The organism is uncultured Lactobacillus sp. (genome assembly GCF_946477725.1).
Taxonomy (GTDB): Bacteria; Bacillota; Bacilli; order Lactobacillales; family Lactobacillaceae; genus Lactobacillus.
The window spans coordinates 1-13,593 of record NZ_CAMKZC010000028.1 but is presented as its reverse complement, the minus strand read 5'-3'; the positions used below and the strand labels follow the sequence as shown (position 1 = coordinate 13,593).

The window sequence follows — 13,593 nt, the reverse complement described above, 5'->3', positions numbered from 1 at the left end:
AAATGAATATGGCTGATAAAAAAACTTTTTATATCACAACACCAATCTACTATCCATCCGGCCGATTGACTATCGGCAATGCTTATACCACAATCGCAGCTGATGTGATGGCGCGCTACAAGCGCAGCCAAGGCTACGACACCTTCTTTTTAACTGGTACTGATGAGCACGGATTAAAAATTGAGCAAAAGGCTGAAAAGCAAGGGGTTAAGCCGCAAGAATTTGTAGATAAAATGGTGGCCATTTATAAAAAGTTGTGGCAAAGCCTTGATATTTCATACGATAAATTTATTCGGACTACTGATAAGGAACACGTTAAAGGCGTTCAAAAGATTTTTGAGCAGCTGTTAAAGCAAGGTGATATTTATCTGGGCGAATATACAGGCTGGTATTCTGTAGAAGATGAAGAGTATTTCACAGAATCACAATTGGCTGAAGTTTATAAAGACGATGATGGTAATGTAATCGGTGGCAAGGCGCCATCCGGTCATGAAGTCCAACTGGTGAAAGAACCATCATACTTTTTCAAGATGAGCAAATACGCAGACAGACTTTATCAGTACTACCAAGACCATCCTGATTTTATTCTGCCTCATTCTCGCGAAAAGGAAATGGTCAACAATTTCATAAAGCCTGGTCTGGAAGATTTATCAGTCACCAGAACGACTGTTTCCTGGGGTATTCCTGTTCCAAGTGATCCTAAGCATGTCGTGTATGTTTGGATAGATGCATTATCTAACTATATTACTGCATTGGGCTATGGCTCAGACGATGATTCTTTATTTAAAAAGTACTGGCCGGCTGATATTCACTTGGTAGGGAAAGAAATTGTTCGCTTCCACACAATATACTGGCCGATTATGTTGATGGCTTTAGGTTTGCCATTACCTAAGCATGTTATTGGTCACGGCTGGGTTTTGATGAAAGACGGCAAGATGTCCAAGTCGAAGGGCAACGCGGTTTATCCTGAATCTATTATTAACCGTTATGGCGTGGATGCATTGCGTTACTACTTAATGCGTGCCTTGCCATTTGGCTCTGATGGCATCTTTACGCCAGAAGATTTCGTTGAGCGCGTTAACTATGACTTGGCTAACGACCTAGGCAACCTGCTCAACAGAACTGTTTCTATGATCAATCAATATCAAAACGGCAAAGTTGAACCAGTTGTCCAAGAGCAGGATGACTTAGGTAAGGACTTGGCTCAAACGGCAGCAGACGTTATTGCCAGCTATAAAACAGAAATGGATACTTTGCACTTTACTCAGGCAATTGAAGATATCTGGAAGTTTATTAATCGTGCTAATAAATATATTGATGAAACAATGCCTTGGAAATTAAATAAGGAGGGTAAAGCTGCAGATTTAGCGCGCGTAATGTCGAACTTGGCAGAGAGTTTACGTATCATTGCTTTGCTGATTGCTCCAATTATGACCAGGACTCCAGTAGAAATGTACAGACAATTAGGTCTTGACTGGGGCAATGATGAGCACAAGCAACTTGAATTTGGTGCATGCACCTGGGAAACTCAAGTCATTTCTGATCCCAAGCCGATTTTTCCAAGAGTTAAGCCTGAAGAAGAAATTAAATACATTAAAGATGAGATGGCTAAAGCTAAGCCGAAGAAGGCAAGCCGCAGCGAACAAGGTAAGGATAAAGAAATATCGATAGACGATTTTGCTAAGGTCAAAATTCAAGTCGGTAAAATTATGTCTGTTGAGCCAGTTCAAGGTTCTAAGAAATTGCTTCAGTTCCAAATGGACTTTGGCAATGGCGATGAAAGACAGATTTTAAGTGGTATTAGGCAGTATTACCCTAATGCCAGTGAATTACTGGGCAAAAAGGTTTTGGCAGTAACTAATCTTAAGCCGCGCAAGATGTTAGGCCATTTGAGCCAAGGCATGCTTTTGTCCAGTGAGAAAAATGGGGAAGTTAAGTTAGCCTTGGTTGGCGCTGAACATGCAGTTGGGGCGCAATTAAGTTAATGAAATTAATTGATAACCATACTCATTTACAAGATGAACCGTTTCGGGGCAAAGAAGAGTTTTATTTAGATCGAGCTCAAAAATTAGGTGTGACCAAAATAATTTGTGCAGGACAGGATCCAGAGTTTAACAAGCGCGCTATTGATTTAAGCCAGCGTTTTACTCAAGTCTCTGCGATGGTGGGTTATTGTCCTGACGTGGCCAAAGATTATAACCAAAAAGCAGAAGACTTGCTAATTGAACAACTGCAACTTCCTGGGGTAGTGGCCATAGGTGAAGTTGGACTAGATTACTATTGGGATGAATCTCCGCGTGACAAACAAAGAGAGGTTTTTGCCAGACAAATTGAACTGGCCCATGAATTGAAAAAACCGGTTGATATTCATACGAGGGATGCTTTTAGTGATTGCTATGAGATATTAAAAAGCAGTAACTTAGAGTACGGGGCAATTTTGCACAGCTTTAATGGTGATGTTTCATGGCTGACTAAATTTTTGGATTTAAATGTATATTTTTCTTATTCTGGTGTTGTTTCCTTTACTAAGGCAGTTGCAGTGCATGAAGCGGCCAGAAAAACTCCGTTAGAGCGATTGCTGGTAGAAACCGATGCTCCCTATTTAACTCCTAAACCATATCGCGGCCGGCAAAACGAACCGGGCAATGTTTATTATGTAGCTCGCGCTATTGCAGAATTAAAGGATCTCCCGTTAGAAAAAGTTGCTCAGGCAACATATGCGAATACGATGAGGGTCTATGGTCTTAACTAAAAAACAATTTAATGCCGTTGTTGTCGTTGAGGGAAAAGACGATACTATTCGTCTTAAACAATTTTTTCCCGGAATTGAAACCATTGAAACGAATGGCTCGGATGTGCCTGATACAGTGCTTACTGCGTTGCAGGAATTAGCTCATAAAAGAGAAATTATTGTCCTGACAGATCCCGATTTAAACGGCGAACGAATCAGACGCTTAGTTACTAAAGCAGTGCCAACCGCAAAGCAGGCTTTTATAACGCGTAAAGAGGGCGAGCCTCATAAAAAAGGTTCACTTGGCGTTGAGCATGCATCAAAAAAGGCACTGGTGAGAGCACTAAGTGCTTTACATGAAAAGAAGCTGCCCAGCAGTGATTTAACCATGAAAAAATATCAAGAACTAGGTTTAGCCAGTGGCCCTAATTCACGCAAATTGCGGGAACAAGTGGGGATAAAGCTGCGCGTTGGCTATGGTAATGGAAAACAATTCTACCATCGTTTACAAACTTTTGGTATTTCACTTGCGGAACTTAGGCAAACTGTTGAGGAGGTTAAAGATGAACACTGAGATTCCTATTGGCTCTCCAGTTAGAACTCAAGCAATTATCAATCGCTATTTTATGAAGGCTAAAAAAAGCTTGGGTCAAAATTTTTTAGTAGACTTGGATGTACTTCAAGGTATAGTTCGAGCTGCTGCAATTAAACCCGGTGATCAGGTGATTGAAATTGGACCGGGAATTGGTTCTTTGACTGAACAACTGCTCAATGCCGGAGCTAAAGTTTTTGCTTATGAGGTTGATGAAAACCTCCCAGAAGTTTTGCAAAATGAACTACCCGCTAAAATAAATGGTATGCCATTGAAACAATGCTTTAAATTAAAAATGAAAGATATTTTAAAGGCTGATTTTGCAACTGATCTGGTTGACTTTTTTGATTTAAATAAACCGATCAAGGTTGTTGCTAATTTGCCTTATTACATTACAACTCCAATCATTTTCTTTCTTAACAATTCTCAACTGGAATTTACCAGTTTAACCTTGATGATGCAAAAGGAAGTGGCCGACCGTTTGCATGCCCATGTCGGAACAAAGGAATATGGGCCTTTAACAATCGCAGTTCAAGCCGAAATGAGTGTGCAGCCTTATTTGACTGTCAAAAGCAGCTCATTTATACCCCAACCCAAAGTTGACTCAAGCGTCGTAGTTTTAAAACCTTTAGCGGCAGCAAATAAACCTGATATCGCTAACCTTGAACACTTTAACTGGGTAGTTAAAATGTGTTTTGCCCAAAGACGTAAAACATTAAATAATAACTTAAAAGTTCTTCTCCCAGATGAAAAACAGCGCTTAGCTCTGATTAAATCTTTGGGAGTCGATTCACGCATTCGTCCAGAACAACTGACACTAGAACAATTTGTTGAAATTGCACATAGGGTGTCGGTTAAAAATTGACGAAAATATTCTGGGGTAGTTTTTAAAAAGAATTGAAAAAATAATAATAAAGTGGTATAATACGACTCAAAGGAGTTGTTTTCATTGCCAACATCTATTATGACCATTAAAAGTAAGCTGGATTCACATTTAGGTGATTCATTAACTGTAGTTGCAAGAGCTGGACGTAAGAAAGTAACTAAAAGACGTGGAATTTTGAAGAACACTTTTCCTGCAGTTTTTGTAGTTGATTTAGACCAGGATTCAAATAACTTTGAACATGTTTCTTATAGTTACACAGATTTGTTAACCAAAAATATAACATTAAAATTTGATAACGCTGTGCAATAAGATTAAGGCGTCATCTTAAGATTACTTTTTGGCAATAACATTTGGTAAAATGTTAGTGCCTTTTTTTATGGTTGAGTGTATAGTAGTAACTGGCAAAAAGCAAACAATAGGAGGTAATTTCTATGAAACGTTCAGAGAGATTAGTTGATATGACTAAATATTTAATGGAACGACCACATGACTTAATTCCGCTGCCATTTTTTGCAAAGAGATATGGTGCAGCCAAATCTTCAATTTCTGAAGATTTGGCAATTTTGAAGCACACCTTAGCAAGTAATCAAGACGGAATTTTGGAAACAGTCGCTGGTGCAGCTGGGGGTGTGCGTTATATTCCTTTTTGGGGTAAAAAGCACGCCCAGAAATATTTAAATGAGCTGGCTAATCGCATTGAGGATCCTGACCGCATTTTAGCTGGAGGATTTGTTTACCTGTCTGATATTATTGGCAACCCACAAGACCTGGATAAGATCGGTAAATTAATTGCTACTAGGTATGCATATTCTAATATTGACATTGTGATGACTATCGAAACCAAGGGCATTGCTTTGGCTCAAGCAGTTGCACGCTATTTAAATGTACCCTTTATCATTGCTCGTAAACGCTCAAAGGTAACTGAGGGAGCAACAGTTTCTGTAAATTATATTTCTTCTTCACTTGATCGTGTTTCTAAAATGGAGTTACCCACAAGGGTGTTAAAAGAAAACTCAAACGTATTGTTGATAGATGATTATATGATGGCTGGCGGAACGCTGACGGGAATGCAACAACTGGTAAAAGAATTTAATGGCAACATTGCCGGTATTTGCGTTTTATGTGAAGCGGATTTTGATGATGTTAAACTAATTGAAGGTCATCTTTCTTTAGTAAAAATTAAAAAAATAGATGATAAGAGGAAAGTTATCATGGCAGAGCCAGGCTCGTTGATTGCTCATACTGATTTTGGCAGCTTTTAGTTTCTGCGCCAGTATACTAAAATATAAATAGTAATTTAAGAATATAAAAGAGGCTAAAAATCTATGAAAAAATTTGTAATTGTTCTAGCGGCTGGCAAAGGAACACGTATGAAGTCCAAATCATACAAAGTTTTGAACAAGATATGTGGGAAAACTATGGTTGAATATGTGGTCGAAGCTGCCCAGGCCACTGAACCGGATAAAATAGTTACAATTGTTGGCATTGGCGCTGAAGAAGTTAAAAAAGTCCTGGCCGGTAAGTCCGAATTTGTTTTGCAGAAAAAGCAACTTGGTACAGGGGATGCTGTTTTAACTGCAGCTGATGAATTGGCGAAAGAAAATGGTGCAACTCTAGTGATTACTGGCGATACCCCCTTATTTACAGGTGCAACTTTTCAAAAATTATTTGATTACCACCAAAGTAAGGGCAATGCAGCTACAGTTTTAACTGCTCAAGCTGCTAATCCTTTTGGTTATGGCCGCATTATAAGGGATGACCAGGGTAACGTCTTAAGGATTGTTGAGCAAAAAGATGGCACAGCAGAAGAATTGGAAACTAACGAAATTAATACTGGTGTTTTTTGTTTTGACAATCAGAAACTGTTTAGTGCCTTAAAGCAGGTTAACAACCATAATGCTCAAGGAGAATACTACTTGACTGATGTCTTGGAAATCTTGCGTAATCAAGGTGAAAGAATTGGTGCATATAAAATGCCCGATTTCAGTGAAAGCCTTGGGGTCAATGATCGCTTGGCATTAGCACAGGCTACTAAGACTATGCAGAAGAGAATCAATGAAAAGCATATGGCTAATGGCGTTACTTTTATTGATCCGGAGACGGCATATGTAGATGTGAATGTAAAAATTGGTTGTGATACTCAAATTGAGGGCAACGTAGTTATCAAAGGTGATACCGAGATCGGCGATAATTGCCTGATTACATCTGGATCGAGAATTGTTGATTCAAAAATTGGCAATAATGTGACTGTGACTTCATCTACGCTTGAGCAAGCGGAAATGGATGACTTTTCTGATATTGGGCCAAACTCGCATTTGCGGCCCCAGGCTATTATTAGAAAGGGCGCCCACATTGGTAATTTTGTTGAAATTAAAAGTGCTGAGATTGGCGAGAATACCAAAGTTGGTCATTTAACTTATGTTGGTGATGCTACATTAGGTAAAGATGTTAACATTGGTTGTGGTACTATCTTTGCTAATTATGATGGTGTAAAAAAAGATCACACTAACGTTGGTGATCATGCATTTATTGGTTCAGGTGCTACTTTAGTGGCACCGGTTAATATTGCTGACCATGCTTTTGTAGCAGCAGATTCAACAATTACTAAAGATGTAGCTAAATATGATATGGCAATTGCGCGTGGCCGACAGGTAAATAAGCCTGATTACTGGCATAAATTGCCCCTGTCTAACGATTCTAACTGGAAATAATAATCAAACAGAGCTGAAATCAATTTTCAGCTCTGTTTGATTTTGCAGAATAACTAAAAATAGCTCCTGAGTTCTTTAAACTCAAGAGCTATTTTAGTAAGCTACACCTATTTATTAAAATTAGTTTCTTTAACAAACTTATTTTTAGCAATGATAAAGTACTTTTCGTGGTTAATTTTGACAGGACTGCCATAAGTTTTAATTACTTGCTGTTTCCTTAAAACTTTTTTGCTAATTAGATTACCATGTTGGCTGTAAACATAAGCATTATGCCTTAATTTAAGCATTTTAGAATCAATATTGTTAGCGGCGATGAATAAACCATCATCCAGTTCGTAGTATTTCTTACCATTGATGAATCGCTGGTTAACCGTGTTAACAATTGAACCGGCTAATATAACAATCTTGTTTGCACGTTTACCGTTTTGATCATATAGATAGGAATTGTGCATAATAGTTTTGGCAGCTGCTGGTTGCGCCTTTTCCGTTACGAGTTCGTTGTTCGGCGCTGCACTAGCGGCTTTTTGCAAAGCAATATTTGCGGCCTTAACAAAGCGGTTTGGTGCAATAATGTAATATTTTTTACCCCGAATTGTGACTGCATTGCCATAGGTTTTAATATTATTGCTTTTTCTTAATACACCAGCTTTCTTTATGCGATTGCCATGTTTATTGTAAACATAGGCATTATGTTTTAATTTCTGACTTGTAGGAATAACATTACCCAGAGCAATATAGTAAATTTTATTCTGATTGCCTTTATCGACCAAGACGTAATAGCTCTGCCCGTTAATCTCTTTGGTGCCGTAAGAAGTAATGATTGAGCCGGCACCAAGAATAACTTTGTTAGCACGTTTGCCATTTTCATCGTAAAGGTAAGCGTTGTGCATTAAGGTTAATTCTTCGCTGCTGGTTAAATCAAGTTTTGACTCTTTGTCTTCTTTGCTTGATGTATTAACAGGCGTATTGTTAGCAGGAACCGGGATAGAATGATTGTTAGAACTATGTTCATTTTCGCGATTAATATCATGAAGAATACGATCAATTGTGGCAGAATCCGTAGCATCAAGATACATTTGCTTAATAGCATCATCACGCAGTTTAGTAATTGTTTGACTGTCATTGACCTGAGGCTGTTTGAGAGCAGCGTTTGCCTGGGACATATCTGTCTCAATTTGCTTAATAATAGCTTGCTTTTCCTGCTCAGTGTATTTGCTTGAAGATTGAATTTCACTTGTAGCTGCTTTTTGTGTTTCTGTCAGTGCTCCAGCAGCTATTTCTTTTTCACCAGCTAATTCTGTTGCAGCGAGTTTATCCGCGTTGGCAGGACCATTGAGCGCATCTTTAGCATTTTCGTATGCTTGATCAACGCTAGTGGTGTTTGCTTTATCCTTAAACCTGTCTGTAAGAGCCTTAACAGCGGAATCATAGGCGGCTGTTAATCTCTCTTTTAGTACAGTGCTGTTGCTATTTAAAATATCATCCAGTTCGTTACTATCAGCACCAATAATATTGTTTATTTGCTCGACAGCTTCTTTTCTGGCTTTTTCTACGCCAACAGAATCTTGAGCCTGATCTATGGTGCCAATATGATTGTCGTTAGCTTCGGCCGCTTCTTGATCAATGTAATCTTTAATTGCCTGCTTTTCAGCACTAGTATAATCGCTGCCATCTTGATGCTTTAATTTATCAACTCGGTTTTTAGCGTTGATAGCAGCATCAGCTACTGAACCCTTAGCTATTTCTTTTACAGCTGCAATCTTAGCTGCTGTGATATCTTTAATTGAGTCACCATTCACCTGTGAGTGCTCGTGATATGCTTTATCAACATTGGTGGTGTCAGCATTTTCACCAAACTTGTCTTTTAGTTCAGCTACTGCTTTTTGATGTTCAGCAGCTAATTCATTGTTTGCTTCTGCTTTAAGCGAACTAATAGATTCCTCTTTAGCGGCATTACCAGCACTGTCAATATCGGATTTAGCGGTTTCTGTGATTTTATCAATCTGGTCCTTTTTGCCCGATGTATCGCCTTTAGGAGCATTAACTGCATCAATTTGATCCTTGGCTTTCTGGCTATCATCTTTAATTTGCTCTTTCAGCCTGTTCTTTGTTTCAGCAGCTAATTTATCGTTACTGTCGATTTCTGCAGTTACTTTTGCAGCTTCTTCGTCGATGTCAGCCTTAGCCTGTTCCTTGTTAATGATGGTCATAGCCTCATCATAAGCGGCACTGGTAGTCTGGATATCAGTAGCATTATTAATAGCTTTAATTTGCTCGTCAATATGATCTAGCAATTCTGGTGACAGCTTATCTTTCAGTCTGTCTTTTAATTTACTGTATGCATCGTTAATGCCGTCTACTCCTTCAGCGCCCTTAAGGGTATTATTTTGTTCATCATTGAACCATTCTGGTTCAGTGCCAGTTTCAGGCTTAGCTAACAGCCGATCAATGTTTTGCCCAATATCAGTTTCTTCTGGGATGTCGGCACTTGTTGCAGCACTTTCGATATCTTGGTAGCTCTGCTTGTATGCATCATCAATTGCTTTTTTGGCTGCTGTTTTTTGCTCGGCGGTTAATTGAGATTGTTTAATTACAGCATAAGCCTTAGTTTGTTTATTCTTTAGAATGCTTTCGGCTTTTGTCTTATGACCAGCCAGGGTTGTCTGTTCTTTAATGCTGTTGATATTAGTAATAGCTTGTTTTCTATTACTATCTATTTGATCTTTAGCGCCGGCTTCAGATTGCGAAACAGAATTAATGTCAGTTTTTGCTTGTTCAACAAGTTTTTGAACTTGTTCCTTCTGCTTTTGCTGGTCTGCTGGGGACAAACCAGATTTTTCTATGGCGTCATTTGCTTCTTTTTGCGCTTGTTCGATCTGAGAGATTGCCTCTTGTTTAGCTTTAACTATTTCGGCTTTTTCTTGTGCAACTTGGAAAATGCGGTCGATTTCTTTCTCACCAAAATTAGCAGTTTCACCTTCTGGCACTATACCTTGTTCGGTATTTTCAACTTGTGTTTTAGCATCTTCGTAGTTGTTTTCAAGCTTAATACCGGCAATGTTAGCAATGGTTTTGTTAACGGCTTCTTCCAGTTGCTTTTGAAGAGCGTCAATTTGATCTTGCTCAAGGTTGGTTGCAACACCAGCAATTTCGCCTTTACTGTTAACATAGTCCTTAAACTTGTTAATTTGTTTATTCTTTTCTGCAGTCAGTTTGCTTGGCAATTTCGCCTGATCAATGTTTGTTTTGGCATCTTGTTCTAACTGGGATAGCTGTTCACTTGTCCCGCCATAAATTGAACTAATACCATCATTTAAGGCCTGGTCAATGTCTTGATAGCCACTAGCGGCATCGTTGCCGGCTAAACCTATACTATCAATATCAGTTTTGGCACTTGCAGCATATTCTTTTAGGCCTTTAACTATTTGATTTTTATTATCAAAGTCTTCACCTAGTTTGTTAATTGTGGTAATGCCATCTTCTGCAGCTGTTTGAATTTGCGTAATAGTGTTTTGCTTACTGCTCCTAGCGTTAATAATCTTTGCTGCTGCTTTCTTTTGTTCCTGATCTATTTGTGCTTTCATTTGGTCAGCAACAGTACTGTCTTCGACTTCAGCAGCTTTAGCTTTGGCGTTGGTGGCTGCAGTTTGTAAATCATTTAGAGCTTGGGCTAGAGCTTCTTCGTTAGCAATATTATTATTGACCTTGTTAAGAGCTGTCTCACCATTACCTTTGGCAGCATTAATTTTATCCAGATCAGTGGCAGCAGAAATCTCGGCTTTAGCTGCACTTAAAGCGTCACTAATAGCCTTACTTAAGTCATCATATTGATTTTGATCAATTTTGTTGTGCAAACGGTCATCGCTTAAGCGCTGGCTCAGCTTTTTAGCCTGCTCAACCAGTGAGTTGTAGGCGGCATTTTGTTCCTGCAGCAAAGCGGCGTTATCTTTAGCATTTTGTACAATACCGGTAATGGCATTTTCAGCGCCTCGTTTGGCTTTTTCTACCTCGTCTGGACTTTGCGCCTTGTTAATATTTTGGATAGCTATCTCTTTATTTGAGTTGATTAAGTCAATTTGCTGGGCTTTCTCAGTATCACTTAGAGCTGACTGTTCGATCTTCTTGATATTATCTGCAGCTGTTTGGGCAATATTTTCTAAATATTTATTGGCATTATTCTTAGACGCTTGTAATTGAGCAGCGCTTAAAGCTTTGTCAATGTTGATAATACCAGTAGTCTTAGCGGATGCAATATCGTCTGTTGTTTGCTGAGCGTTAATCTGACTGACAGCTTTATTTTTAGCAGCGGTTGCCTGATTCTGGTATTGCTTTTTTTCTTCAGCGCTTAAGCCTGTGATTTGGTCAATTTGAGTTAAAATTCCCGCAGTATCAGGATTATCAGTTTGACCGTTTAGTTCTGCAGTTAATGCTTTGATGGCTTCATCTTTAGCATTTTGAATTTTGACAGCATCATTAGAATCTGCTGTAGTCTTAATTCCTTTGATGTGATTAATGGTAGAATCTCTAATGCCTAAAACAGAGCCACTATCCTTTGCAGCAGCAATTTCTGCAGCAGCATTTTCTAGAATGGAATCAACATTGTCTTGATCCTTTTTATCTTTTAAGCTGTTTTTGATTTCGTCTGCGACATCTTTAATAGCTTTTCTGGCCTGTGCTTTGGTGATTGCTAAGTTACCACTTGCTTCCGCTTTATTGATTGCATTAATGGTATCAGTAGTGATTTTATTGATACCATCTTTTGCCTTGCCGTTTTGTAATTTACTCTTGGCATCCGCAACAGCCTGATTGATATCAGAGATTGCCTGCTCATATTGGGAACTAGCTTCTTCTTTTTCTTCAGCGCTTAGAGTGTCATATGAAGATTTTAATCTGCTAATTGCTTCTTGAGCAGCTTGGTTAATAGCCTCTTCGCTGTGATGTTTAGCATTCTCCAAATCAGCTGTCATAGCTGTGGCTGCAACCTGACCAATAGCATCTTTACCATCATTTTTGGCTTTGTCTACGGCATCATTATTTTTTTGCAATTCAATATTTTGCTTAGCTTTAGCTCTTTCATCGTTGATTTTTGCAATGGTTTGAGTTTTATCCGCGTCAGACATCGCAGATTGATTAATGGTAGAAATTGCTTGATCAGCCTGCTTGTCGACTTCTTGCTTAGCATGATCAATATTGGTATCAAGGCTTTGCGCATCCCTAACAACTGTGTTCATATTATCAATGCCTTGCAGTTTTTCAGAATCGACTTGAGCAGCAGGAACATTCTTTACTTTAGCAACTGCATCATTATAGTAATCGGTTAACTGTTTAATTAATCCGTCTTTAGTAGTGCTGTTAACATTTTGTAAGTTGGTAATTTGATTAGAAACATCGGTACAGGTGTTCAACAATTCTTTAAGAGCAGCGCTTCTACTTGATTGCAATACAACGTTAGCAAGAATTTTATTTAAAGCTTCCCGACCAGCGTTTGTTGCAGTATCAATTTCATCTTGAGAATGAGCATTTTGAATATCATTTTTGGCTGAAGTTAAAGCAGAACTAATTTCGTCATAGTAATCACCTTTTTCTTTGCCGGAAAGGTTAGGATCTTTTTCGATACTTGTCCGAATTTTCTCACCTAGAGCATTAAGGCCAGTGTCTTTATTGGTTAAAGCATCATCTTTTTGTTGCTCTAAGTATTTTGCTTCTTCACTGGCAATACTGCTAGTAACGCTGGCCATAGCAGCAATGCCATCATCTCTATCTTTAGCCACTTGTTCAGCAGTCGAGTCGTTGTAAACTTTGCTGGTTGCCGTTTCGTAGAAGCTATTAATTTTGCCTGTTAGTGCGTCTTTTTGCTCGCTGTTAATTTTATTATCTGCAAAAGCCTGATTAATAGTATCTAAGTCTTTTTTCTTCTCATCTTGCAAAGCTATATTTGCCTGAGATTTTGCGACTATTAATTGACCAGCCGCCAAATCCTCATTGATACTAGTTTTACCAGCTTGTCTAGCGGAATTAACACCATCATTGTCTTTAGCTGCATTAATTGCTGCTTTGGCGTTAGCTAAGTCTTTATTAATAGTTTCTTGATAATGTTGTTTATCTTCTGGACTTAAAACAGTATCGTCAAAGTCGTCAATTGTACTTAAAGCGTTATTAGCTGCTTCTTCAACTTCCTTGATTGCATCTTGACGCTGTTTATTTAAATTATTAGAGCCGGTATTAGCAGCATTTTCTTGATAACCGGTAATATTTTTAATGGCTCTGTCTTCATCTGTTGCAATTGTAGTTTCATCTTCATCTTGCGTGATTTTAGCAACACCAGCAGCAGTTGCTGTATTAATTAGTTCTTGATATTTGGTTTTTTCTGCATCACTCAGGTTTTTATTATTTGTAATCGTAGCAATGGCTTTGTCTTTAGCTTCCTGAATAGCTGCAATAGCTTGATTACGTCGACCACTTAAGTTTTGCTCATCAAGTAAATTGTTTAATGCGGCAGTGCCTTCTTTAGTAGCTGTATTAGTATCAGCTATAGTTTCGGCATTATCAATGCGGCTATTATAACCTTGATTTCCAGTAAGCAATTCACTGGCTTTATTGGCAGCATCATCTTTATTCTTGGCCGTTAAATTAGGATTATTCTGAATTTTGTTAACAATGTCTTGTTTAACTG

8 protein-coding genes are annotated in these 13,593 nt (G+C 38.5%); 7 read left to right on the top strand and 1 reads right to left on the bottom strand.

All coding sequences use genetic code 11. The annotated features are described in order from the left end of the window. Positions 1-8: 8 nt before the first annotated feature. The 7 genes from metG to glmU all read left to right on the top strand — a co-directional run bounded on the left by metG (position 9) and on the right by glmU (position 6,920). On the top strand, positions 9-1,985 hold the full coding sequence (gene metG / locus Q0R51_RS08075) for a methionine--tRNA ligase (protein WP_294757970.1): 1,977 nt from the start codon (positions 9-11) through the stop codon (positions 1,983-1,985). Further along, a complete protein-coding gene (locus tag Q0R51_RS08070; protein WP_294757968.1) occupies positions 1,985-2,752 on the top strand; it encodes a TatD family hydrolase in 768 nt (255 codons plus the stop codon). Before metG ends, Q0R51_RS08070 begins: the two co-directional genes overlap by 1 nt. Further along, on the top strand, positions 2,739-3,305 hold the full coding sequence (gene rnmV / locus Q0R51_RS08065; RefSeq protein WP_294757966.1) for a ribonuclease M5: 567 nt from the start codon (positions 2,739-2,741) through the stop codon (positions 3,303-3,305). Before Q0R51_RS08070 ends, rnmV begins: the two co-directional genes overlap by 14 nt. After that, on the top strand, positions 3,295-4,188 hold the full coding sequence (rsmA, locus tag Q0R51_RS08060; protein ID WP_294757964.1) for a 16S rRNA (adenine(1518)-N(6)/adenine(1519)-N(6))-dimethyltransferase RsmA: 894 nt from the start codon (positions 3,295-3,297) through the stop codon (positions 4,186-4,188). The genes rnmV and rsmA overlap by 11 nt, the downstream gene beginning before the upstream one ends. Before the next feature lie 84 nt (positions 4,189-4,272). Continuing rightward, on the top strand, positions 4,273-4,518 hold the full coding sequence (locus Q0R51_RS08055) for a Veg family protein (protein ID WP_034978009.1): 246 nt from the start codon (positions 4,273-4,275) through the stop codon (positions 4,516-4,518). Between the two features lie 122 nt (positions 4,519-4,640). Next, positions 4,641-5,471, top strand: a complete 831-nt coding sequence (gene purR, locus Q0R51_RS08050; RefSeq protein WP_122037953.1) for a pur operon repressor — start codon at positions 4,641-4,643, stop codon at positions 5,469-5,471. Positions 5,472-5,534: 63 nt separating this feature from the next. Then, positions 5,535-6,920, top strand: a complete 1,386-nt coding sequence (glmU, locus tag Q0R51_RS08045; protein WP_294757959.1) for a bifunctional UDP-N-acetylglucosamine diphosphorylase/glucosamine-1-phosphate N-acetyltransferase GlmU — start codon at positions 5,535-5,537, stop codon at positions 6,918-6,920. 107 nt (positions 6,921-7,027) lie between these two features. On the opposite strand, the gene Q0R51_RS08040 is transcribed toward glmU, so the two are convergent. Then, positions 7,028-13,593 (bottom strand): SLAP domain-containing protein (locus Q0R51_RS08040; RefSeq protein ID WP_294757957.1); only part of this gene is annotated, 6,566 nt, incomplete at its 5' end.